At 59.6% G+C, this 21,902-nt stretch carries 25 protein-coding genes and 1 other RNA gene; 9 read left to right on the top strand and 17 right to left on the bottom strand.

Features of this window, described 5'->3' with window-relative positions; genetic code table 11:
* Together ACVWXF_RS12050 and ACVWXF_RS12045 are read left to right on the top strand one after the other, a co-directional pair.
* On the top strand, window positions 1-1,979 hold a 1,979-nt coding region (locus ACVWXF_RS12050), incomplete at its 5' end, for a choice-of-anchor Q domain-containing protein (RefSeq protein WP_457474504.1).
* A gap of 197 nt (window positions 1,980-2,176) precedes the next feature.
* A complete protein-coding gene (locus ACVWXF_RS12045) occupies window positions 2,177-3,283 on the top strand; it encodes a peptidylprolyl isomerase (RefSeq protein WP_457474503.1) in 1,107 nt (368 codons plus the stop codon).
* On the opposite strand, the gene ACVWXF_RS12040 is transcribed toward ACVWXF_RS12045, so the two are convergent.
* The 3 genes from ACVWXF_RS12040 to ACVWXF_RS12030 all read right to left on the bottom strand — a co-directional run bounded on the left by ACVWXF_RS12040 (window position 3,280) and on the right by ACVWXF_RS12030 (window position 5,869).
* A complete protein-coding gene (locus tag ACVWXF_RS12040; protein ID WP_457474508.1) occupies window positions 3,280-4,311 on the bottom strand; it encodes a succinate dehydrogenase/fumarate reductase iron-sulfur subunit in 1,032 nt (343 codons plus the stop codon). The genes ACVWXF_RS12045 and ACVWXF_RS12040 overlap by 4 nt on opposite strands.
* 117 nt (window positions 4,312-4,428) lie before the next feature.
* Complete coding sequence (locus tag ACVWXF_RS12035; RefSeq protein WP_414350573.1) at window positions 4,429-5,196, bottom strand: MlaE family lipid ABC transporter permease subunit; 768 nt, start codon at window positions 5,194-5,196, stop codon at window positions 4,429-4,431.
* A gap of 10 nt (window positions 5,197-5,206) precedes the next feature.
* A complete protein-coding gene (locus ACVWXF_RS12030) occupies window positions 5,207-5,869 on the bottom strand; it encodes a GerMN domain-containing protein (RefSeq protein ID WP_457474502.1) in 663 nt (220 codons plus the stop codon).
* Between the two features lie 200 nt (window positions 5,870-6,069).
* On the opposite strand from ACVWXF_RS12030, the gene atpD reads away from it, so the two are divergent.
* Window positions 6,070-7,503, top strand: a complete 1,434-nt coding sequence (gene atpD, locus ACVWXF_RS12025; RefSeq protein ID WP_457474501.1) for a F0F1 ATP synthase subunit beta — start codon at window positions 6,070-6,072, stop codon at window positions 7,501-7,503.
* A 184-nt stretch (window positions 7,504-7,687) separates the two neighbouring features.
* On the opposite strand, the gene rppA is transcribed toward atpD, so the two are convergent.
* Window positions 7,688-8,389, bottom strand: coding sequence for a two-component system response regulator RppA (gene rppA, locus ACVWXF_RS12020; RefSeq protein ID WP_457474500.1), 702 nt, complete (start codon window positions 8,387-8,389; stop codon window positions 7,688-7,690).
* 28 nt (window positions 8,390-8,417) lie between these two features.
* Complete coding sequence (gene rsmI, locus ACVWXF_RS12015; protein WP_414349660.1) at window positions 8,418-9,431, bottom strand: 16S rRNA (cytidine(1402)-2'-O)-methyltransferase; 1,014 nt, start codon at window positions 9,429-9,431, stop codon at window positions 8,418-8,420.
* Window positions 9,432-9,685: 254 nt separating this feature from the next.
* On the opposite strand from rsmI, the gene ACVWXF_RS12010 reads away from it, so the two are divergent.
* The 3 genes from ACVWXF_RS12010 (at window position 9,686) to ACVWXF_RS12000 (ending at window position 11,678) form a co-directional block, all read left to right on the top strand.
* On the top strand, window positions 9,686-10,141 hold the full coding sequence (locus ACVWXF_RS12010) for an Rrf2 family transcriptional regulator (protein WP_457474507.1): 456 nt from the start codon (window positions 9,686-9,688) through the stop codon (window positions 10,139-10,141).
* A gap of 13 nt (window positions 10,142-10,154) precedes the next feature.
* Entirely contained in the window at window positions 10,155-11,159 is a 1,005-nt protein-coding gene (gene cbiB / locus ACVWXF_RS12005; protein ID WP_457474506.1) for an adenosylcobinamide-phosphate synthase CbiB, read from the top strand.
* Window positions 11,160-11,483: 324 nt separating this feature from the next.
* Window positions 11,484-11,678: an IS630 transposase-related protein gene (locus ACVWXF_RS12000; RefSeq protein WP_071818172.1), complete on the top strand. Its 195-nt coding sequence runs from the start codon at window positions 11,484-11,486 to the stop codon at window positions 11,676-11,678.
* Window positions 11,679-11,743: 65 nt separating this feature from the next.
* On the opposite strand, the gene ssrS is transcribed toward ACVWXF_RS12000, so the two are convergent.
* Window positions 11,744-11,931, bottom strand: a non-coding RNA gene (gene ssrS / locus ACVWXF_RS11995) — 6S RNA.
* Between the two features lie 85 nt (window positions 11,932-12,016).
* Here ssrS and ACVWXF_RS11990 point away from each other — a divergent pair.
* Window positions 12,017-12,541, top strand: coding sequence for a YIP1 family protein (locus ACVWXF_RS11990; protein WP_457474499.1), 525 nt, complete (start codon window positions 12,017-12,019; stop codon window positions 12,539-12,541).
* 207 nt (window positions 12,542-12,748) lie between these two features.
* On the opposite strand, the gene ACVWXF_RS11985 is transcribed toward ACVWXF_RS11990, so the two are convergent.
* From ACVWXF_RS11985 to ACVWXF_RS11970, 4 genes are all read right to left on the bottom strand, one after another.
* Complete coding sequence (locus ACVWXF_RS11985; protein ID WP_011434056.1) at window positions 12,749-12,976, bottom strand: indolepyruvate ferredoxin oxidoreductase subunit alpha; 228 nt, start codon at window positions 12,974-12,976, stop codon at window positions 12,749-12,751.
* A gap of 395 nt (window positions 12,977-13,371) precedes the next feature.
* Window positions 13,372-14,016, bottom strand: a complete 645-nt coding sequence (gene mreD, locus ACVWXF_RS11980; protein ID WP_457474498.1) for a rod shape-determining protein MreD — start codon at window positions 14,014-14,016, stop codon at window positions 13,372-13,374.
* Entirely contained in the window at window positions 13,994-14,746 is a 753-nt protein-coding gene (gene mreC, locus ACVWXF_RS11975; protein WP_414387913.1) for a rod shape-determining protein MreC, read from the bottom strand. The genes mreD and mreC overlap by 23 nt, the downstream gene beginning before the upstream one ends.
* Window positions 14,747-14,813: 67 nt before the next feature.
* A complete protein-coding gene (locus ACVWXF_RS11970; RefSeq protein WP_457474497.1) occupies window positions 14,814-15,842 on the bottom strand; it encodes a rod shape-determining protein in 1,029 nt (342 codons plus the stop codon).
* A 291-nt stretch (window positions 15,843-16,133) separates the two neighbouring features.
* Here ACVWXF_RS11970 and ACVWXF_RS11965 point away from each other — a divergent pair, with 291 nt between their 5' ends.
* Window positions 16,134-16,268, top strand: coding sequence for a hypothetical protein (locus tag ACVWXF_RS11965; protein ID WP_414342828.1), 135 nt, complete (start codon window positions 16,134-16,136; stop codon window positions 16,266-16,268).
* A gap of 31 nt (window positions 16,269-16,299) precedes the next feature.
* Window positions 16,300-16,713 (top strand): VOC family protein, encoded by a 414-nt coding sequence (locus ACVWXF_RS11960; protein WP_457474496.1) that lies wholly within the window; start codon window positions 16,300-16,302, stop codon window positions 16,711-16,713.
* On the opposite strand, the gene ACVWXF_RS11955 is transcribed toward ACVWXF_RS11960, so the two are convergent.
* From ACVWXF_RS11955 to ACVWXF_RS11925, 7 genes are all read right to left on the bottom strand, one after another.
* Window positions 16,710-17,303 (bottom strand): SAM-dependent methyltransferase, encoded by a 594-nt coding sequence (locus ACVWXF_RS11955; RefSeq protein WP_457474495.1) that lies wholly within the window; start codon window positions 17,301-17,303, stop codon window positions 16,710-16,712. The genes ACVWXF_RS11960 and ACVWXF_RS11955 overlap by 4 nt on opposite strands.
* A 367-nt stretch (window positions 17,304-17,670) precedes the next feature.
* On the bottom strand, window positions 17,671-18,438 hold the full coding sequence (locus ACVWXF_RS11950; RefSeq protein WP_041436760.1) for an RNA polymerase sigma factor SigF: 768 nt from the start codon (window positions 18,436-18,438) through the stop codon (window positions 17,671-17,673).
* A complete protein-coding gene (locus ACVWXF_RS11945) occupies window positions 18,428-18,553 on the bottom strand; it encodes a hypothetical protein (protein ID WP_457440853.1) in 126 nt (41 codons plus the stop codon). The genes ACVWXF_RS11950 and ACVWXF_RS11945 overlap by 11 nt, the downstream gene beginning before the upstream one ends.
* 438 nt (window positions 18,554-18,991) lie before the next feature.
* Window positions 18,992-20,170, bottom strand: a complete 1,179-nt coding sequence (locus ACVWXF_RS11940; protein WP_457392948.1) for a tetratricopeptide repeat protein — start codon at window positions 20,168-20,170, stop codon at window positions 18,992-18,994.
* Between the two features lie 27 nt (window positions 20,171-20,197).
* Window positions 20,198-20,524, bottom strand: a complete 327-nt coding sequence (locus ACVWXF_RS11935) for a hypothetical protein (protein ID WP_457474494.1) — start codon at window positions 20,522-20,524, stop codon at window positions 20,198-20,200.
* A 275-nt stretch (window positions 20,525-20,799) separates the two neighbouring features.
* Entirely contained in the window at window positions 20,800-21,657 is an 858-nt protein-coding gene (locus tag ACVWXF_RS11930) for a hypothetical protein (protein WP_457474493.1), read from the bottom strand.
* A gap of 38 nt (window positions 21,658-21,695) precedes the next feature.
* A complete protein-coding gene (locus ACVWXF_RS11925; RefSeq protein ID WP_457474505.1) occupies window positions 21,696-21,854 on the bottom strand; it encodes a hypothetical protein in 159 nt (52 codons plus the stop codon).
* Between the last annotated feature and the right edge of the window lie 48 nt (window positions 21,855-21,902).

Raw genomic sequence — 21,902 nt, 5'->3', positions numbered from 1 at the left:
GCGGCATCTACAACGGCAGCGGCGGCACGGTAACGGTTACCAACGCCGGCATTGTCAACAATGGTGCTGGCAAAGAAGGGGGCGGCATCTACAACCTGGGCACAGTAACCATTGACGCAGCGGGCATTTCCGGCAATGGTGCCGACCAGGAGGGAGGCGGCATCTACAACGGCAGCGGCGGCACGGTAACGGTTACCAACGCCGGCATTGTCAACAATGGTGCTGGCAAAGAAGGGGGCGGCATCTACAACTTGGGCACAGTAACCATTGACGCAGCGGGCATTTCCGGCAATGGTGCCGACCAGGAGGGAGGTGGCATCTACAACGGCAGCGGCGGCAAGGTAACAATTACCAACACTGGCATTTCCAAGAATGGTGTTGGTGAGAAAGGGGGCGGTATCTACAACCTGGGCACAGTAACCATTGACGCAGCGGGCATTTCCGACAATGGTGCCGGCCAGGAGGGAGGCGGCATCTACAACGGCAGCGGCGGCACGGTAACGGTTACCAACGCCGGCATTGTCAACAATGGTGCTGGCAAGGAAGGGGGCGGCATCTACAATTTAGGCACGACAAACATCAGCAAAACAGGGATCTCCGGCAATAACGTTAGTGAAAAGGGGGGCGGCATTTACAACGGCAATGGCGGCAAGGTGACCCTCAACGCAAGCGAGATCTCCTTCAACAATGTCGGCCAGGAGGGGGGAGGCATCTATGTTTCCAGCAGCAGTACAGTAAACATTACCAACAGCACCCTATCAGGAAATAGTGCTGGCACAAAAGGCGGTGGCATTTACAATCTCGGCACCAGCAGTCTAAGCTTTGTAACAATTGCATCGAACTCAGCTTCAAAAGGTGGAGGTATTTTCAACGACGCCACAGCCAACCTTAGGAACTCAATCGTCGCAAACAGTACAAGCGGAGGTAATTGTTCCAACGCTGGCACTCTCACCCCCAGCGGGGCGAATCTCGACACCGATGGAAGCTGCCCAGGACTTACGGCTGTGACCTCAGCAGCTTTGAACCTTGGGCCACTGGTCAACAATGGTGGGCCGACCCAGACCCATGCCCTTCTGGCAGGCAGTGTAGCCATCGACGCTGTGCCAGCCGGGCAGTGTACCGACCTGAACAGTAGCCCTGTCAACCAGGATCAGCGGGGTTTTTCCCGACCTGCTGGAGTTCGGTGTGATGTAGGAGCATATGAGGAGCAAGCTCCGCCCACCCCCACCCCAACACCGACGCCAACACCCACACCCACCCCGACGCCCACGCCTACGCCGACGCCCACCCCAACACCGACACCCACACTCACTCCGACGCCCACGCCCACCCCAACACCGACACCCACACTCACTCCGACGCCCACGCCCACTCCAACACCCACCCCCACACCCACGCCCACACTCACTCCGACGCCCACACCGACTCCGACACCCACACCCACTCCAACACCCACACCCACTCCAACACCCACACCCACCCCGACGCCCACGCCCACTCCAACACCCACCCCCACACCCACGCCCAGCCCGGCACCTCCCCCAGGCGAAGGGATCCGACTGGTCAAGCGGATCAGCGCCCTCAATGGCCTCTCCATTCCCGAATTCTTCGACGAGCCCACCGACCCCAACGACAACCCAGGGATCCCTTGGCCAGGCGGAGCCAGCACCTTCCTGCAGGGGGCCATCAACCTGCCGGTGCGCCCAGGAGCGCGGGTGCAGTTTGCCATCTACTTCCTGCTGGACTCGCCTGCTTCCACCTTTGTGGTGTGCGACCCCTTGGCAGCGGGTTTGCGGTACGTGCCGGGCAGCCTGTCGGTGAGCACAGGGGGAGGGGGAGCCTTCATTCCGCCGGGTGGGGCCGTGCCTCCTGCTTGTGGGGGCATCAGCAACCCCAACGGCGTGGTGGTGGTGAACGTGGGGGGAGGCAGTTCTGGCTCAGCCGGGGTCATCCGTTTCGAGGTCACCGTTCCTAGGTAGGAGAGCCGTGTAGCCATGCCCTCTGAGAACTCCGTCTTTGCTATCGCGGTTGCAAAAGCGTCGTGTAGCGATAACGGCTTTCCCCCAGGTGGAGCACGCCAGTCGTTGAAATCTCAATCGAGGTCTGACAACGCTTGCCGCCTGTGACGGTGGGATGTCAGGCTGAGACAGGAGTGGTTTTGCAGTCGGTAGGAACCATGACGCAGCGTGCCCAAGGATTTTGGCAATGGGGATCCCTTTGCCGGATTGGCCTCTACGTAGCTGCTCTGCTCTGCGGGGTGGCGCTCTGGGGGATCCCGGCCTTGGCTCTGCCCCAAGGGGATGCCATTACCGATCCACGTACCCTGTTGCGGCGGGCGTTGCCTATTCAGGAAACGAAGCTGCTGGAAATTGATGAGGCCATCTCCAAAATCGACACCGACCTGAAGTACAACCGCTGGTCGGCAGTGCGGGGAGATGTGCGCCAGGTAGAGCACCTCTTGGATCGCTATGGAGATTCCCTGCTGGCCAGCTTGCCTCCGGATCGGGTGGCCCCAGCCTCTGAACAGATGGCTGCGCTGCGGGAGCAGTTGCGGGTGATCGGCCAAGCCAGCGAGCGCAAATCCAAGGGTAAAGAAGAGGCCCGCGCTGCCTACGACCGTCTAGTGGACGAGTTGGGATCCCTCGAAAACAACTGGGTGGGGGCTTTTCCCTACACGGTGCCTGCTGAGTATGCCGACAAACCTCAGCTCTTGGGGCGGGCAGAGGTGGAGCTAAACACCACCGCTGGGCGCATGGTGATCACCCTAGATGGCTACAGCGCCCCCATCACTGCCGGCAACTTTGCCGACCTGGTGCAGCGGGGCTTCTACGATGGCCTGACCTTTGACCGGGTGGAGACCTTCTTCCTGGCGCAGGCCGGGGATCCCCCTGGCCCTGCCGATGGCTATGTGGATCCCGCCACCGGAAAAATTCGCACCATTCCTATGGAGATTCGCGCCAAAGGCGAGGTGATGCCCCGCTACGGCCAAACTTTTGATCAGATGGGCCTGTGGGATGTGGAACCGGCTCTGCCCTTTTCCGCCGAAGGGACGGTGGCCATGGCCCGCTATCCCGACGATCCCAACAGCGCCTCTTCTCAGTTCTTCATCTTTATGGCTGAGCCGGATCTCACCCCGGCGGGGTTAAACCTCATGGATGGCCGCTATGCGGTGTTCGGCTACGTTACAGAGGGAACGGAGGTGCTGCGCCACATCAAAGTGGGGGATCGGATTTTGAGTGCCAGATTGATTTCCGGCCAAGACAACCTCAAAACTGGAGCCTAGAGGGGATCCCTTCCTTCCTGCCTAACTGTGTCGATAAGCCGCCGTACCGTCGCCGCCCCTGCAGAGGGCTGGAAGCGAAAGGGAAATTTGCCCCTGACCAACAGGCGCAGCCCCAGAGGCACCAAGCTGAGCAGCCCTCTGGGATCCCGGCCCACCACCTGCAGGGCAAAGCGGCGCTCATCTATCCAACCACCAGAGCGCACCAGTTGCACCAGAGTCTTGCGGTGGCGGATGGCTATGGGCAAGGACTCCGTCCGAATAGCGCGAACAGCGTGCGATGGGGAACGGTCGGTGGGCAGAGCAGCGGTCTTGTCTGCATGGCGGGAGAGGATCCCCTGTTTGAGTTCGGTGATTTGATCCAGAGGTGCCACGCCCATCGGGCAGACGCTGTTGCAGTTCCAGCAGCGGGTACAGCCCCAGACACCAGCCAAGCTATCCAGAGCCTGCAGGCGTTGTTCCCGTTGGCTGTCGCGGCTGTCTTGGACGAGGCGGTTGGCTCTGGCCAGAGCATGGGGGCCGACAAACTCTGGGTTCACCTCTTTGGCATTGCAATCGGAATAGCAGGCCCCGCAGAGAATACAGCCACCGGCAGCGTTGAGATGTTCCCGTTCAGCAGGCAGCTGTAAAAACTCTCGCTCCGGGATGCGTCGCCCCGCCGTGCTGACAAAGGGATCCACCCGGCTGAGATCGTTCCAGAAGGGCTGCATATCCACCACCAGATCCCGCAGAACGGGCAGGTTTCCCAGAGGGCCGATGCGAATAGGCTGCGGCTGGGGGCTGCGGGGATCCAGCTCTTCGCCCACATGTCGGCCACAAGCCAAGGCTGCCCTACCGTTGATGCGCATGGCGCAACTGCCACAGATGGTGTTGCGGCAGTTTTTGCGGAAGGCCAAGCTGCCATCCTGCTCCCACTTGATCTGGTTGAGGCAATCGAGAATGGTGGCGCCAGGGGATGTCTCCAGCCAGAAGGACTGCCAGCGGGGCGGCTCCGGCGGCAATTGTCGGAAAATCTGAAATTCTACTCGCAAAGTGCTCTGCACCGCTGACGCGAAGGGTGGGGATCCGGGCGATGGCAAGGGATCCCATCCTAGCTCTCTCAATATTGCCCCGCAACGCTCACGCAAACAACGCGATAGCAGAAGTGGCTACAACGCGCGGCTGAGGGCGCTCCCCGGCCCCTGAAACAACAGCCAAGAAATCAGAAAGTTGGTGACAAACACGCCCAGCAGCGCCGTGACCACTGCATCGGTGGTGGAGCGACCCACCCCCTTGGCTCCCCCGCTGGTGGAAAGGCCCCAGTTGGAGCCGACAATGGCGATCAAAGACCCGAACACCATCGCCTTCAAACAACAGACGAGCAAATCCCAGGAGGTCAGAAGGGTTTGCGCCGAGTTGAGAAACACTGCAGGAGAGATGTTGTAGGCCGAAGCGCAGATGATCATCCCCCCCACCAGCCCCGTCAGCAGGGAGAGGATGGTGAGCACCGGCAGCATCAGCCCCGCAGCCAGCACCCGCGGGATCACCAAATAATCCACCGGATCGGTGCGTAACAACAGCAGAGCGTCGATCTGCTCCGTGACCTTCATGGTGCCCAGCTCGGCGGCAAAGGCGGATCCCACCCGTCCGGCCAAGATCACCGCCGTCACCACCGGTGTCAGCTCGCGGGCAAGGGCAATCGCCAAAACTCCCCCAATTAGGGAGGAAGCGCCAAAGTTGATGAACTCCCGCGCCAACTGGATGGTGAAAACACCGCTGATCACCACCGCCGTAATCAAAACAATCAGCAGCGACTCCAGCCCTACCGCCGCCAACTGATCCAGGGTGTTGCGGCGATGGATACGGCCCCGCATCAGATGCAAAATCACCTGGCCGGCCAGGAGAAAACTGCTGCCCACCCGCTGCAACCAGCTCATGGTTTCCGTCTCAAGAAGCCGTTATCGCTAGGCGACGCTTTGGCGACCCCGTTAGGGGGGCGGAGTCCTTCGGGGTTGCCGGCTCCGCTGGCAGCTGAAAGCTGGGCACAAACGAGGCCCGTGTCAGGGGTTGATCCAGGATCAGCCCCTCTCCCCCCAGCACTTCTAGGGCACGGCCTTCCACCGAGATCCAAACCCGGGCGCCGGGGTTTTGGCTGGTGGCCGTGTAGAGCACCTGCGTGACCCGGCTCATCATTGCCGTGGCTCCCCCCCCTTGCGTGAATTCGGGGGAGAAGTTGAGGAAAATATCGTCGCCCTCCACCCGCACATCCAACACCCGCGTCTGGGGGGGAATGGCCGTGGTGAGGTGGGGATCCCGGGGGCCGGCAATCAGCTCCTCCAGAGCCAGGCGGATGGCTTCCTGAGCGTCGAAGGCGCGAACCGTGCGCTCTTGCTGCACATAGTAAATGGAGTTGTCGGCACTGGTCAGCCAATACAAGGAAAGCGTCTGCCGCGGCCCAATGGTGTACCACCAGGCTGCCCCCATCGCCCCCAGCCCCAGCAAAAAGCCGAGGATCCCCAATTGCAGGGCCCGGCCCCGACGCGGGCGGGAACGCCGTCCTCCCAACCTGACGGAGCTGAGCTGTGCGGTACGGCCTCCGTAGTGGCTCATCGCTGGCGATCCCCCTCTCTAACCTAGCTCTAGGGTAGCGAAGAAAAGCCCTCCCTGCCGGGGATCCCCCGTAGGCTGGACAGGCAAAAGCGCGGCAGCAACTGGGATCCCTTTGTTTGTATGATGATGATGATGATTTAATTTATCAACCCGGCATTGCTGAGTCGATAACTGAGCACACAAGGAGCTGAACCTCAATCATGGTTACTGCCACCGCTACTGCCACCAATGTTGGCTACATCACTCAGGTCATCGGGCCTGTGATCGACGCCGAGTTTCCCAGCGGCAAGCTGCCCGAAATCTACAATGCCCTCAAGGTGGAGGGCACAACCGAAAGCGGCCTGAAGGTCAAGGTCACCTTTGAGGTGCAGCAGCTTTTGGGGGATAACCGCGTGCGTGCGGTGGCCATGTCCTCGACCGACGGCCTGGTGCGGGGCATGCCGGTGGTGGATACGGGCGCTCCGATTACTGTGCCGGTCGGGCAGCCCACCCTGGGGCGCATTTTCAATGTGCTGGGAGAGCCGGTTGACCAAGGAGAGCCCGTTCAAGCCCAAGAATTTGCCCCCATCCACCGCAGTGCGCCTGCATTTGTCGATTTGACGATCAAGCCAGAGCCCTTTGAAACCGGCATCAAGGTGATCGACCTGTTGGCCCCCTTCAGAAAGGGCGGCAAGGTGGGCCTGTTTGGCGGCGCCGGCGTGGGCAAGACGGTGCTCATCCAGGAGCTGATCCACAACATTGCCGAGGAGCACTCTGGCCTGTCGGTGTTTGCCGGCGTGGGAGAGCGCACCCGCGAGGGCAATGACCTCTACAACGAGATGAAAGAATCCGGCGTGCTGGATAAGGTGGCGCTGGTCTATGGCCAGATGAACGAGCCGCCGGGGGCCCGTATGCGGGTTGGCCTGACCGCCCTGACGATGGCAGAGTACTTCCGCGACGTTAACAAGCAGGATGTGCTGCTGTTCATCGACAACATCTTCCGCTTTGTGCAGGCCGGGTCGGAAGTGTCGGCGCTGTTGGGCCGCATGCCCTCGGCAGTAGGTTACCAGCCCACCTTGGCCACCGAAATGGGCAACCTGCAAGAGCGCATCACCTCCACCAAGCAGGGATCCATCACCTCGGTGCAGGCGGTGTATGTGCCTGCCGATGACTTGACGGATCCGGCCCCGGCCACCACCTTTGCCCACCTCGACTCCACGGTGGTGTTGTCCCGCAGCTTGGCGGCTAAGGGTATTTATCCAGCGGTGGATCCCCTGGATTCCTCTTCCACCATCCTGCAGGCGGACATTGTGGGCGAAGAGCACTACAACACCGCCCGGGCAGTGAAGCAAACGCTGCAGCGCTACAAAGAGCTGCAAGATATCATCGCCATCCTGGGGCTGGACGAGCTGTCGGAAGAGGACAAGCTGGTGGTGGCCCGCGCCCGCCGCATCGAGCGTTTCCTGTCCCAGCCGTTCTTCGTGGCGGAGGTATTCACTGGCTCCCCCGGCAAGTATGTGAAATTGGCAGACACCATCAAGGGCTTCCAGCGCATTTTGTCGGGGGAATTGGACAATCTGCCGGAGCAAGCCTTCTACTTGGTGGGCACCATCGAAGAGGCCATCGAGAAAGCCGAGAAGCTCAAGTCCAAGTGATCCCTCACCCCCAGCCCCTTTCCCACAGGAGGAGAGGGGAGTTGCCGATAGCGCGGCGACTGGGCTCCCCAGGGTTGAAGGGGGGAACGCCCTGGTGGCATTGCTGACTGAAAGCGCTCCCCAGACCCGGCAGGGCTCCTTCTTTCCGGGGGAGCCTTGGTTTTATCTACAGGTGGGACGGCTGCTAGGGATCCCCGGCGACAGGCCCGAAGCGATAGCCCTTGCCGTAGACGGCGTGGATCAATTCTGCTGCCCCGGGCAACCTGAGGCGTCGCCGCAGCAGGCGCACCTGGGCTGCCAAGACGTTGCTGCTGGGGGGATCCTCTCCGGCCCACACCTGCTCGTAGATCTGGTCGTGGGTGAGCAACTGGCCGGGGTGGGTCATGAAGTACTCCAGCAGGCGAAACTCTTTTTGGGAGAGGTGGATCATCCGCCCCTGCCGGTAGGCCACCTGGTTCTCCCGATCCAGCTCCAAATCCCCTATCTGTAGGCGAGGGATCCCTTCTCCAGGGCCGGTGGCCCGCCGCAAGAGGGCTCGCACCCGCGCCAGCAGTTCCCGCAGCTCGAACGGCTTCACCAAGTAATCATCTGCCCCGGCATCCAGCCCTTCCACCCGGTCGTCTAGGGTATCTTTGGCCGTCAGAAACAGGATAGGGGTGGTGCAATCCACCTGCCGTACCCGCTGGCAGAGGGAAAGCCCAGAGAGCTCCGGCAACATCCAATCCAAGACCAGCAGATCGTAGGGCAGAGCGGGGGACTTTTGCAGCAGCTCCCAGGCCCGCCCTCCTGTGTAGGCGACGTCCACCGTGTAGCCCTCTCGCCTCAGTTGCTGGGCCAGAGAATCGGCCAACTCCACTTCATCGTCCACCAATAAAATCCGTGCCATAGGACTCCGTCCCGCTAACGCGAACACCTCAGGACTCGGTCTCGCTGTTGTCTTGGAAACAATGTGGAGCGCTGACGTACTCAGAAAAGGACTCCGTCCCGCCAGAACTGGAGAGCGGCTCAAGCTGCAAGGATAGATCGTAAAGGCGGCGCCGCGTCCAGATGGGGGATCCCTGCAGACGCTGGGCCAACCGGCGGCTAGCTGCAGACCGGGACAGGCCTTCGGCCAGCAATCGGGCCATTTCTTGGCGAATTTCCGCTTCCGAAGCACCGTCTCCCAGCCCGTTCAAGGACTCCGCCCCGCCCCTGGCAGGGTTGTTGCTTTGTAACGCTGTCGCGACGGGGCCGCGAACGGCACCGACATATCCCTCAAGCAAGAGGGTGAACTCCCCCCGCGGCGGCTGAGCAGCGCAGTGCTCCAAGGCTGCTGCCAGGGATCCCCGCCAGAAGGACTCATACAGCTTGGTCAGCTCCCGCGCCAGCACGATCTGCCGCTCTGGGCCGCAGTGATCCAGCAGATCCTGCAGAGTTTGGCGCAGGCGATGGGGGGCTTCATAGAGAACGACGGTGCGCTCTTCTTGGGCCAACTGTTGCAGGCGGGCCTGTCGCTGACTGGGTTTAAGCGGCAAAAATCCCTCGAACACGAATCGTCCTGTAGGCAGGCCCGAAGCGGTCAAGGCGGCAACAGCAGCTACCGGCCCCGGCACAGGGATCACCGGGATCCCGGCCTGAATGCAGGCACGCACCAACTCTTCTCCCGGATCGGAGATGGCAGGAGTGCCGGCATCGCTGATCAGGGCCACCGACTGGCCCGCCGACAGATACTTCAGGAGTTGCGGGATCCGTTGGGCAGCGTTGTGCTCGTGATAGCTGATGAGGCGGGCGGAGATTTGAAAATGTTTAAGAAGCTGGCCGGAGTGGCGAGTATCTTCTGCCGCCACCCAGTCCACTTCCCGCAAAACCCGCAGCGCCCGCAGGGTGATGTCTTCGCGGTTGCCGATGGGGGTGGCCACCAAGTAAAGGCTGGCGGTGGGGTGTTCCATCCCGAGCTCCAAGGCTGAGCTGCCGATAACCAGACAATAGCCAATTAGAGCAATTAGAGATCGCCTCGGATCCCCAGATTAACCTCTCTTGGCCGGTGCCCCGATACCCAAGCATCTGCCTTTCGCGGTAGCGGGACGGAGTCCTTTCGCGGTAGCGGGACGGAGTCCTTTCGCGGTAGCGGGACGGAGTCCTTTCGCGGTAGCGGGACGGAGTCCTATGGCAGGATCGAGAAGTGCTGCGGAGAGGGATCCCGGTGCGCTTGACAACGCGGGCCACCTATAGCATCAAAGCTTTGTTGGATCTGGCGATGCTCGGCTCCGGGCAAATGGCTTCGGTGCGGGCCATTGCTCAGCGACAGGGGATCCCAGCTCCCTACCTGGAAAAGTTGCTGATTGAGTTGCGCCAGGCCGGCTTGGTTTGTTCCCAACGGGGGGTTCAGGGAGGCTACCGGTTGGCACGGGCGCCGCGGCGGATCCCGATCAGCGCCATTTTGGCGGCAGTGGGAGAATCCTTGGATCCTCTCATGGACAGTTCTAATCCTTCAGCCGTGCATCCGGCGGAGCGGCTGGACTGGGTGACGGAAGCCCTGTGGCAGCGGATCGCTCGACGGGTGCAGCAGGTGTTGGAGGAAACCACTCTGGAAGATCTGTATTTTGATGCCCGGAGCTGGCAGGCGGCTCAGGATCAGGAGAGTGGATTTGTGGTTTGAGCCTGCTGGCGGGATGGAGTCATCGCTGTTTTTCCCGGCCCAACCGACTGCCGGGCTGGTGCTGGCGGCAGCTTTGGCTTTGGATTATCTGCTGGCGGATCCCTGGGGTTGGCCTCATCCGGTGCGGGTGATGGGGGCTGTTATTGCCTGGGGGCAAGGCTATATCCTCAAGCACTGCTCAACTCCGCGAGCACAACAGTGGGGCGGGGCAGTTCTCACCCTAACTTTGGTGGGGGGATCCTACGGCGTGGGCTGGGGACTGGTCGCCATCGGCAATACCATCCACCCCTGGGCAGGGATCCTCGTGCAGGTGATCCTGATGGCCAGCTGTCTGGGAGGGCGCAGCCTGCGCTTTGCCGCCTTGGAGGTGTTGGATCCCTTGGAAAAAGAGGATCTGCCGGAGGCCCGTCAACGTCTCAGCCGCTACGTGGGGCGGGATACAGAGCACCTGACGGAGCCGGAGATTTTGCGGGCGGTGATTGAGACGGTGGCCGAAAATACTCCCGACGGAGCAACTGCCCCTCTGTTCTACGCCTTCTTGGGAGGGGCGCCCTTGGCCCTAGCCTACAAGGCCAGCAGCACGCTGGATTCGATGGTGGGCTACCGCCACCCCCCTTTCACTCATTTGGGCACAGTGCCGGCCCGCTGTGAGGATGGGCTGACTTGGCTGCCCTGCCGCCTGACGGTGCTCACCCTGGCCCTGCTCAGCCGGGATCCTTGGGGGTTCTGGCAGCGGTGTCGTCAGGACGCGCAGGCGGATCCCAGCCCCAATTCGGGGTGGAGCGAGGCGGCTTTTGCCTGGCGGCTGCAGATCCAACTGGGGGGAACCAATTTCTATCAGGGGATCCCGAAGGTGAAACCCAAATTGGGGATCCCAGCTCGCCCCTTGACCCCGCAAGTGGTGCGGGAAAGCTTGGGACTGCTGCGACAGGTTGTATGGATTTGGGGGAGTTTGATGGTGGGAGCAACTCTCCTGTTGACCGTTCTGCAACTCATGGTCGTTTATTTCACCCCCTAGGATGAACCAAACAACCGGTTGCTTCCTGCTTCTACGACCCTTACCTAGCTGAGCTTTTGACTCAACCCCGGCAGAGGAATCTCCACAGGCGCAACTTCCCCCAGAACTTGAGGTAGAGTTAGCAAAGCTAACTAGATCGGCGGCAACAAAAACCGTAGCTGCTGTCAACCTGCCGTGAACCTAGAACCGCTGAAATAAACGATGATAAAAACAGCAGCTGCTACAGATATCAAGCACAGGGCGGTGGGGCATCCCGTCCTTTTCGCGTCAGCGGGACGGAGTCCTTGAAGCTCGCACTCTCTCGCTTTAGCGGCGCGGAGCGCTTTGCGTCAGCATGAGTGCGGGAGTTATGTCACTTGTGCAACCGTTTATCGCTGGCTGAGCCGAGCAGACCTCACGACAACAAAAGTCAAGACCCGCAAGCGAAAGACAGACTTGGCTGCCCTGCAGCAAGACGTAGACCAGTGCCCAGAAGCTCGACTAAAGGATGGAGCCCAGCGCCAGAGCAATACCCATTAACTGCAGCATTGACAATATCCGACAATATCCAAACAACAAAAAGGCCCCCTTTCGAGGGCTTTTTTGAGGATACTGTTGCGCCGTTTTACCGTGGTTTTCGACCTGGAAAATCCAGTGTAGGATACCGGGGATGATTGTCGATAGTTTCCAAATCTAAGTTTGGCTTACTGCTCTCACATCCACTTCCCATCCTAATTGTCGAAGGGTATAGATCGCAAAAACATAACGGCAGTCACCAACGCCGCAGAATCCTTTTCCAATCATACCCCATTTTTGGGATGTGCCTGTCAAGTGCTCATAAGGGCTAGGATAAAAGACAGCTTGACGGGTTGCTGGCCATGCTTGGTTCCTGGTTAGACAACATCTACGGCGCTTGGTTTCTGCCGGAGCGCACCTTTCGGGCGTTGCGGGAACAGCCTGTTCTCTGGCAAGCCTTTGGGGTGGTGGGGCTGCTCAACGTCCTGGATGCGATTCGCCGCTCTGGGGTAAGCCTGCCGAGCATGGTGCTGGCAGTACTGATGGGATCCCTGGGCTGGGTGGGTTTGGCGGCTTTGTTGCAATTGCTGGCCTTTTGTTTGGGTCGGGCTGTCCCTTCCTTTTCAGCGCTGCTGTGCTTGACGGGGTTTGCCGGTTTGCCGTGGCTGCTGCTGGGGCCTGCTCAATCGTTGGGTGGGGTGGTGGGATCCCTGCTGGGCTTGTCAGCTCTGCTGTGGTTTGTGGTTTGGCAGGTGCGGGCAGTAGCTGTAGCGCTGGATTTGGAGTGGTGGCGGCTGCTGGGCCTGATCCCATTGGCTTTCCTGGGGGGGATCTTGGCCCTGAGCTGGCTGACCAGCAGCGTCGTTGCTTTGGCTTCCTTGCGCTAAAGCTTATAGTTGTTTCAGGTTAGGGTGAGACGCCTGGGCTACCAAGAAAAGCCTTCTGGTTCTGCGTATTGTTGCTCCGCAACGCTGACGCGACGATGCGACCAGGGCTTTAGGTGTGGGTGCAGTGTCCTAGTTGGAGTTGAAATGATCATAATTATCATAATTCCCATTGGATCTTGGGGTGTGGCCAGGGATGCTTCCCTGGAATTAGCGGGGCACTCGCTGCAGATGCGGCTTTTCCTCCGGCAGAATAGCGCCCTCTACGGGGCAGACCTGTAAACAGATGCCACAGTCGATGCAGGTGGAAAACTCAATCCAAAAGTAGTCGGTGCCTTTGGCATTTTTGGTATCGCCGGGGTGGATGCAGGCAACAGGGCAAGCCTCTACACAGTCGGCCACACCTTCACAGATATCGGTGACAATTGTATGCGGCATGGATCCCTCCCAATGAACGCTCTAAGTCAAATCCTAAGTGCAGTTGCCACAAGGTCAGACTTTACGTCGCCTGCGCTTCCTATGCTGTTGACTTTTTGATTAGAATGCGCGATATTTGCCCGAAGCTGCCTGAAAAAGATGGGACTTATATCTCAGTTCTAGGGTTCATTTTAGGCCAAAATTGCTCCCCAACGAAGAATTTTCCGGATTGTCGCTTTTTCTGACTTTGTCTGGGGCCTCTCAGCACAGCGCCAACATGTGGGAGGTCACAGACAGTCGGCAAACCGGCTCCCGCCGCCTCGAGAGTTCTTTCTTGCCAAAAATGCCAATGGACATACTCTGCTGTGACCTGGGTTTTAACCGAAAGGTAGGATGATTTGCCACAAAACCAAAGGCTAAACCTCTCTGGGATCCCGCTCTTGAGACTGCCACCAACGGCTGAGGGGCCAATACAAAGCGGGTGCCCAGAGGCTACTTAAAATAGCAGACGTGAGGGCATTGCGTTGATGGTTCCACCAGATGCTCTCCAGAGAACGCGAACCGTCGCCGCCGATGCTGCCGAAAGAGTGAAGGGAGTTCCCCAATCCATCCAGCAAAGTTTGCATTCCCGCCGGATCCAGGCCCTCGGATCCCTGGGAGGCGGCAAGCCACATCCATTGCAGTGCCATCAAGGTTTCGGCGATCACCACCATACCAAAAACGATCAAGGCCACCGAGATAAAGTCTTCTTGCATGTAGCGTTGTTTTTGCAACTTGGCGGTGAGGATCCCAACTACAGCCAGCCCCAGCGCATGGGTAGGACAAGGGCTGGTCAGCGCATCTTGCAGAAAACCCAGGGTGACCCCGGCAACAGCCCCCTGCCAAGCTTTGCGCCGCACACTCCAGCACACCACCCAGATCAAGGGCCAATCTGGGGTTAAGCCTGCTAGCTCCAAGCCCGGCCCTCGCCACCAAGGGGCCACTGCTGCCAGCAATCCCGACAGGACAGTCACCAGCCAGTTAAGGTGAGACTTAAGCTTAGGAATCAGAGGGTTGAGCATAGCGGTAGATCAAGGCCCATTCCAAGAGACCCAGCGGCGCCGACAGTTCGACAGTGGCTTGAGGGGCAGGGCTGGCATCCAAGTTGACCGCTCGAACCGTTCCCACCACCACCCCGGCTGGGTAAAAGCTGCTCAGGCCCGAGGTCACCACAACATCCCCCACCTCTACTTTGGGGGCCTTGTCGAAAAAATCCAAAATGGCACTCTGGGTGCCCGTACCCCTCAGGATGCCCATGTGTCGGCTGCGACTCAGCATTACCCCGACACGGCTGGTGGGATCGCTGATCAGGAGCACTCGGCTGGTGTTGGGCGTGACCGACTCGACTCGCCCGATCAACCCTCCCGGCGCCATGACTACATCTCCCACCCTGACTCCATGCCGGCTGCCGCGGCTGAGGGTGAGCTGTTGCCACCAGTGATCGGCGCTGCGACCCACCACTGCTGCTGGGATCCCCGCTTGGGGCATCTGCTCGGTAAATTGCAGCAGTCGCTTCAGCTCGCGGTTTTGGTACTGCAACTCGGCTACCAGGGCTTGCAGCTCACGGTTAGCGGCCTGGCTGAGCACCGCAGCGGGATCCACAGGCGGACGGGCTGGAGCAGTGATCCAACTGTACAATTCCACCAATAGGGATCCCTGGGTTTGGCGCAGGCCCAGCGCTGCCCCCATCGCCAAAGCAGACAGGAGCAACCCCAGGCTATGGCGCCTCCACCATTGGCGTAGCCAATTCAAGCAATACCTCTCCAACCCACTCGACTCACACCTCAAATCAGGAAATCAGGGAGAGGGAGAAGCGCCTCTAGCCCTTGAAGCTGCCGCTCAACACTCGACCTAGGGTTTTGAAATCCTCCAAAACTCGCCCTGTACCCAGCACCACACAACTGAGGGGATCCGGGGCAATGTGAACCAAGATCCCGGTTTCATGGCTGATCAGGGCATCCAGACCCTTGAGCAAGGCTCCTCCGCCGGCCAGCATGATGCCTCGGTCGATGATGTCGGCAGCCAATTCCGGTGGAGTGCGCTCCAGGGTGCGCTTAATGGCTTCCACAATCACCGAGAGGGGCTCGGCCATGCTCTCGCGTATTTCGGTGCTCTTCACCGTGACGGTACGGGGTAAACCCGAGAGCAGGTGTAACCCGCGCACTTCCATGGTCAGTTCCTCTTGAATTGGGTAGGCGGAGCCAATCCGAATCTTGATCTCTTCAGCGGTGCGCTCCCCGATGGTGAGGTTGTGAACCTTTTTCATGTACTGGACGATGGCCTCGCTCAGCTCATCTCCCGCTACCCGCACGGACTCGCTCAGCACGATCCCCTGCAAACTGAGGACGGCTACCTCAGTGGTGCCGCCGCCAATGTCGATGATCATGTTCCCAGTGGGCTCTTGCACCGGCAGCCCGGCCCCGATTGCTGCTGCCACCGGCTCATCCACCAAATACACCTCCCGCGACCCAGCTTGGAGAGCGGCTTCCATCACCGCCCGTCGCTCCACCCCAGTCACACCGCTGGGGATCCCAATCACAATGCGGGGAGCAATCAGGTACCGGCCCTCGTGTACGCGGTGGATGAAGTGTTTTAGCATCATCTCCGCCGTGTCGAAATCGGCAATCACCCCATCTCGCAGAGGACGCACCGCTATAATGTTGCCGGGGGTACGGCCCAACATTTTTTTGGCATCTTCCCCCACAGCCAGGGGTTGCTTGGTGTTTTGGTCGATGGCGACCACAGAGGGCTCTTGCAGGACAATGCCTCGCCCGGCCACGTAGACCAGCGTGTTGGCAGTGCCCAAATCAATGCCCATATCACGGGAAAATCGGCTGAATAACCCCACGGTAAGTCGCTCCAGTCTTGATTTGGGAAGAAGCAGCAAGCTTTGGTACCTACTATAGTCTAGTTCTGCAAGAGAATCTCCCCCGAAGAGTGGGAATCTGCTCCAGAGAAACCGGCTATGGCTGTATCCCAGCCAGCTGTGGAAGATCGAATTCGCCGCTAAGGTGCAATCCTGTTGTGATTCGGGATCCCTCGTGCCTAAGGTTGCCATTGCTCCAGCCGGCTATCCGGCCATCGCCCCCTATTCTCCCGGCGTGAAGGTGGGCAAAATACCCTCTACATCTCGGGCACATTGGCCCTGGATCCGGAGGGCAAGACGGTGGGATCCGACATCGCCACCCAGACTCGCGTGGTGTTGGAGCTGAGTGACATCCTCCCGACGCTCACCCTGCGGGTACAGCGCGGGGCTTCTCGGCAGTTTAGCTAAGATAGACCAACCCGGTCTTTTGGCGGTTGCGATGCAGCTCTCTGGTGCCTTGGTTAGCGTGGCTACCCTGGACTTGCCTCGTCTACAACGCTTCTATCGGGATCTCTTGGGGATCTCTCCCCAAGTCCAGCTCCCGACAGAGGGGGATCCGGTGTACGTAGAGTTTCGTCTGCCAGGGTTGCGGCTGGGCCTCTATCGCAGCCGTCATCTCGATGGTGGTGCCCAAGCCCCAGCGGTGAGCCTCTGCCTGCAGGTGCAAGATTTACAGGGATCCCTGACAACACTGGAGGGGTTGGCGGGAGCTTATCAGCTCTCCATTTCCCCCCTGCGGCAAGCCTTTCATGGACAGGAGGTGGATTTTCGGGATCCCGATGGCAACCGGATTGTACTGCACCAGCCTTCTGCTGCTTTTGAGGAAGCGACGGCCTGGGATCCCCAGGGTTAGATCCGCCAGAGATAGATGGTGTAGGTGTTGATAACATCCGATACGGTGGTGGTGGCGGTGGGGAGCCAATCTCCCATGTCGAAGGAGTGGGTGACCAGACGAGCGCCGGGCCGAAGCTGGGAGCGCAGCTTGTCTCGGATCAGCAGGTGGGAGCGGGGCAGCAAATAGCAGCTCACCACCGTCGCCGGGGTTAAGTCCAGAGTGAGCAGATCCTGCTGGAGAAAAGTAACTCGATCCTGAACTTGGGCTTCTCGGGCCCGCTGTTGGGCTTCCAGGATGCGCTCCGGGTCGATATCCACTCCCATGCCCTGTGTGCCAAAGCGCTGCGCCGCCCGGATGAGAATGCGGCCATCCCCACAGCCCAAGTCGTAGAGAGTATCCTCGCTCCCCACCTGGGCCAAATCCAGCATGGCATCGACAACCAAGGGCAAGGTGCGCACATAGGGGGCCAAGCGGATTCCCTCTGGACTTTGCAGGTTGGGCTGGCATTGGAAGAAGGGATCCCTGCCCACCGAGTTCTGACTCAGCTTAGGTTTGAAACCGCGGGGCACCAAGGGTTGATTCCGAGAAGAGCGGTTTTCTCTGTTCATCAAATATTCTCATCAATTTCCCATCAGTCTATCAACCTGTCGCAGTACAGAGCCCCTGCCGTTCTACTGGGTGGAAAGTCACCGCCAATTGCGTCGGCTCAAGTACAGTCTACTAAGGGGTTATGGGATACACCTGTATGGTCATTTTCAACAGGAATGAAACATCTCCGTTCCATTGCTCTCTAACTCCCCTCTCCCTCTGGAGGGGCTGGGGGAAGCGGCGCGGAGCGTCTGGGCAGCGGCGGGAGTATCTCAATCGAGTCTGGAATGACTATGAACCTGCTTGTTCTAAACCTCACTGGGGTCAAGCCTCGGAAACACGATTTTTATACCCTTTTATATCCCTTAATTTGTAACGGGCTGTATCTCAAAAAATATCTTGATTCAACAACTTAGCCAGGCGTTCCAGCCCCTTTTTGACTTGGCGGGAAACGGTAACGGCACTGATCCCTAGCCGCTCTGCCGTTTCTTTTTGCGTGAGGTCATAGAAGAAGACAAATTCCAAAATCTTGCGGGTACGTTCCTCCAGCTGAGCCAAGGCATGTTGTAGGCGAATACGATCTTCTTCAGCCAGTTGAAAACTGCGGTAGCGCTGATCCGGAACGACCTCCCCCAGAGCAACACTGTCTTCCTCAGTTTGAATCGGAGCATCCAGGCTGAGCAAAAGGCTGTTTTGTTGGGCCAGCTCCAGCTCTCGCCATTCCTGCTCCGTCAGTTGCAGGGCTTCCCTCACCTCGGCCTCAGAGGGAGAACGGCCCAACTCTTGCCGCAGACGGGCAATCACCTTCTTGGCTTGTCTTTGCAGGGTCGTCCAGCGGCGTGGGATCCGCATGGTGGGGCTTTTGTCCCGCAGGTAGTGTTGAATTTCTCCGCGAATGTAGGGCAGGGCAAAGGAGCTAAAAGCCAGGCCTCGGCTGATGTCAAAGCGTTCGATAGCTTGAATCAAACCCAAACAGCCAACTTGCACCAGGTCGTCGTACCCCTCATTGCATTGGTTGCGCCAGTGGTGGGCCTCTTTGCGCACCAAGCCCAAGTTCATTTCCACCAGCCGGTTGCGCAGGGCTGGATCGCGATTCTGGTGGTACAGCCGCAACAGTTCGGCAGTTCGGGCTTTAACATCCTCACTAGATGCCATAGATCCACATGCGGCTGGGAATCCGGTCTTGGCCAAAGGCAATGGAGGGGGGGGCCGCCGGTCGCCTCAGGGAGACGGAGTTCTTGGGAGAGGTCAGGCGAGGGGCCGTTATCATAGACAACCACTTTACCGATTTGCCGAAAATAACTGTAGAACAAGCACTCAAGGAACTCGAAAACCATTCAAAGGTTGAGGATCCCACCCATAACCAACACCCATCCAGTCAAGAGACGCTTTTGCCCAGCCAGACCCTGCGCAAGCAGGTGCTACAGGGCTACAGGGATGGCGTTAGAAGCACAACCGGACACTGTTGAGATTTGCCAAGAGCTGGAACGTTCTTAGTTTGACCAGGTTTCTTGACCCAAGCAACAGCATCTCCACGGAAAATCGGCGGGTTTCATCGGCAAAAGAGCGCAATTTTCCCGTAAGACCCAACGAAATTGCCGGATTTCTGTTGTTGGCGTGCTCTCGTGGTTATTGGTGATTGGGTCAGGTTGGCGGTGAAACAGCCTGTGCATTCCAGCCTCTCCTCTCCTTCTGGGAGGTGAGAACGTCAAGAGGCTGTTCGTGACAGCGGCGGGGGGTTCTTGGGGGGATCCGTGCCGGCAAGGGCTGCCAAAAAGGATGCAAAACTCGGCTCCTCGCGAATGAGGTCGAAATAGGGCTCAGAGGAGAGCAAGGGGCGGTAGCGTTCCGGCTCCAGGCGTAGGGCTTGCTCCAAAGCTTGTAGGGCCTGAGGCACTTGGCCTTCCCAGGCGTAGCAGCAGGCTTTGGCGTAGTGAGCCTCGGCATTGCTGGGATCCATCTGCAGGGCCCGATCAAAACTCTGGATGGCCAGCTCGTAGAGGTTCAAGTCCATCAGCACCAGGCCGCGCTGCACCCAGATCTGAGGGCGTTTGGGATCCTGCGCCAGGGCACGGTCATAGCTGTTGAGGGCCTCCATCGGGTTGCCGAGGCGGTGGTGGGCAAGGGCATGGCCGGCCCAGAGAGAGGCCGATTCGGATCCCAGTTGTAGGGCTCGTTCGTAGCTGGCCAGAGCATCGGCGTAGCGCTCTAGGTGAAACAGAGCCAGCCCCCGACTCTGCCAAACTTGGGCATCGACGGGGTTGATGGCGAGGGCTTTCTCGTAGCTGATTAGGGATCCCTGCCATCGTCCCAGAGAGGCTAAGGTTAGCCCGTGCAGGTACCACGTTTCCGGGCTGTCGGGGCTGAGGGCAAGGGCCCGTTCGTAGGCACGTAGGGCTTCTTCGTAGCGGCCCAATTGCCGCAGCGTGTTGGCCTGGTTAAAGCGGGCCTCAAAAAAATCCGGTTTCAGCCGCAGAGCCCGCTCATAGCTGGCCAGAGCTTCTTGATGGCGACCGAGATCGTCCAGCAGAGAACCACGGTTGTTCCAGGCTTCGGGGAAGTCCGGCTTCAGCTCCAGGGCGCGGTCGTAGCTGGCCAGGGCAGCTTGGGCTTGCCCCAGGTGGTCGAGGGTGGTGGCGCGGTTGTACCAGGCAATGGGATCCTGCGGCTGATCTCCCACCGCCTGCTCGAAGGGCTGTAGTTGAGCCGCCTGTTCCGCCGAAAGAGCCGATGGGTCAACCGCCGGGGCCGGCGAAACGGCTGTAGATTCTGGGGAGGCAGCACGCTTCTGCCGCCGCAGCCACCAGGCCCAACCCCCGGCCAAAAGCAACAGGCTCGCCCCCAGCACCAGCACGCCCACGTCGGTCGGGGCAATCACAAACGGCATGACCCACTTCCTCTTTTCTGCGCGCCTCTACATCATCACCAAAAACGGCAGGGGATCGCTGGGCCCTGCCGGCGAGATCAGCTCAATGCGCTTTTCGCCAGGGTAGGTGTTGGGATCGATCTCAAAGGTAACCGTCAGCGCCTCGGCGTTGGCCTGCACCGGTTCCTTAGAGCGTCCCAAGGGATCCCCAAAGCTGACTCGGATCCCTTTACCCGCCGGGCTGACTCGGATTTCCGTCACCTGATCCAGATGGGATCCCTCTAGGGTACAGACGATTACATCCCCGACAAAGGCCTCCAGAGGCCAGCCCCGCCGCACCACCGGTTTGGACATGGTTGTCGCTGATACATTCACGCTGGACTCTCCTGAACATGGTTCAGGAAAGAAGCGATCGCATCCTGCCTATCTCTGAGCAGGAAGGCGGTATCCCGCAAAGCCCTGAGGAATACCCCCCGAGCGCTTTCCCCCTTCACTTCCCGGCAACCGTTGCGGTGGACTCAAGGATCAGGGGGAAACTTGGTCTACTATATCCCTCTCAATGACTTTTGCCAAACCGCCTAAAGCTCAGTAAATTCAGCAAAGTTCAGGGTTTTGGGGGTTAGAGGCATGCTCCCACAGGCTTCTGCATCTCAGTTTAATTTTTCATTTTCCCCTCCCTGCTCCAGCCCAAAACGGCTTTGGTGGCAGAGAGGCTCTCCCCCCTTGGGCCGGATCTCCTGCCACCCCTCCACAGAAGAGGGAGTTGGGGAAAGGGCAACGGCAGGCGCTCGCAGCAACACCTGGCGGTCTGGGCCCACGCTCACCAAGCGGGGCATCTCTCCAAGACTATCGGCCACCGCAAACAGCACCCGCTCTCGCGCCTGGGGATCCCAGCCCAGCAGCTCAGCATACCCCAGCGCCGGCGGCGGATCCCAGATTTGCACCGGTGGGATCCCTGTCGAGCCAGTGGGCAAAGGCCAGACCACCGCCCGATCCCAGCTCAAATCGGTCTGGAACCAGCCTTCGTACTCCCGCGCCAGCAAAGTGTTCCCCTGCCAGGCTAGAGGCAGGATCATGGCAAAATCCAATGCCTCAACGGGGTCGTACACCGACCCTGAGGCTTGATAGATAACCTGCAAGGCCCGAGTACGGGTGTTCTCGGCAAACAACACACTGGTCAACCGACCAGCCTGAGGCGTGGCCACCAAATCTAGCCGTGTGTACACCTGCCACCGGGGATCCGGCGCCGGCAAGGGATCGCTGCGCAACAGGCCAACCAATGTGCATTGCCGCTGCCGGGCTTGCTCCTGCAAGTCGTACACCCATTCCCAAGGGATGGGCAAAGTAGGGGGAGAGGAGACTCCAGGGGCAGCCGGCGCCATGTCCCTCGCCCAGGCAGCGCTCCCCTCCGCCCAGCCGATCCAAACAGCCACAAGGGCTCTCCCCAGTTGCCACAGCCAGTTTTGCCTGAGCCAGCCCCCCATCTGCCTCACCTTCCGTCGTGACATACTCCCGCACTCATGCTGATGCAAAGCACTCCGCGCCGCTAGCGCGAAAAGGACGTTTCCTGCGCTTGAGGACTACGTCCCGCTGACGCGAAAAGAACGGGATGCCCCACCGCCCTGTACTTGATGTTGATGGCCGCATGGTGGTCGCGTCCTAGTTCTAGCCCACAATGGGAACAAGAATGCCACCTGTCTTGAATCGCTTTCGGTACTCTTTGACCACACCGAGAGCAGTTTTGACTGCTGCC

The organism is Thermostichus sp. MS-CIW-40, assembly GCF_054058315.1.
Note: the sequence above shows the minus strand (reverse complement) of the source record. Positions and strands in the feature narration are given on the sequence as shown.

Bases quoted from the DNA above. Each gene is read 5' to 3' on its own strand.
- ACVWXF_RS11990 (WP_457474499.1), top strand. From the start codon at position 12,017: ATGCTTGGTTCCTGGTTAGACAACATCTACGGCGCTTGGTTTCTGCCG.
- ACVWXF_RS12030 (WP_457474502.1), bottom strand. From the start codon at position 5,869: ATGAGCCACTACGGAGGCCGTACCGCACAGCTCAGCTCCGTCAGGTTG.
- ACVWXF_RS11945 (WP_457440853.1), bottom strand. From the start codon at position 18,553: ATGATAACGGCCCCTCGCCTGACCTCTCCCAAGAACTCCGTCTCCCTG.
- mreD (WP_457474498.1), bottom strand. From the start codon at position 14,016: ATGCTCAACCCTCTGATTCCTAAGCTTAAGTCTCACCTTAACTGGCTG.
- rsmI (WP_414349660.1), bottom strand. From the start codon at position 9,431: ATGGAACACCCCACCGCCAGCCTTTACTTGGTGGCCACCCCCATCGGC.
- ACVWXF_RS11950 (WP_041436760.1), bottom strand. From the start codon at position 18,438: ATGGCATCTAGTGAGGATGTTAAAGCCCGAACTGCCGAACTGTTGCGG.
- cbiB (WP_457474506.1), top strand. From the start codon at position 10,155: ATGGAGTCATCGCTGTTTTTCCCGGCCCAACCGACTGCCGGGCTGGTG.
- ACVWXF_RS12035 (WP_414350573.1), bottom strand. From the start codon at position 5,196: ATGAGCTGGTTGCAGCGGGTGGGCAGCAGTTTTCTCCTGGCCGGCCAG.
- ACVWXF_RS11985 (WP_011434056.1), bottom strand. From the start codon at position 12,976: ATGCCGCATACAATTGTCACCGATATCTGTGAAGGTGTGGCCGACTGT.
- rppA (WP_457474500.1), bottom strand. From the start codon at position 8,389: ATGGCACGGATTTTATTGGTGGACGATGAAGTGGAGTTGGCCGATTCT.
- atpD (WP_457474501.1), top strand. From the start codon at position 6,070: ATGGTTACTGCCACCGCTACTGCCACCAATGTTGGCTACATCACTCAG.
- ACVWXF_RS11930 (WP_457474493.1), bottom strand. From the start codon at position 21,657: ATGTCACGACGGAAGGTGAGGCAGATGGGGGGCTGGCTCAGGCAAAAC.
- ACVWXF_RS11960 (WP_457474496.1), top strand. From the start codon at position 16,300: ATGCAGCTCTCTGGTGCCTTGGTTAGCGTGGCTACCCTGGACTTGCCT.
- ACVWXF_RS11955 (WP_457474495.1), bottom strand. From the start codon at position 17,303: ATGAACAGAGAAAACCGCTCTTCTCGGAATCAACCCTTGGTGCCCCGC.
- ACVWXF_RS12045 (WP_457474503.1), top strand. From the start codon at position 2,177: ATGACGCAGCGTGCCCAAGGATTTTGGCAATGGGGATCCCTTTGCCGG.
- ACVWXF_RS11940 (WP_457392948.1), bottom strand. From the start codon at position 20,170: ATGCCGTTTGTGATTGCCCCGACCGACGTGGGCGTGCTGGTGCTGGGG.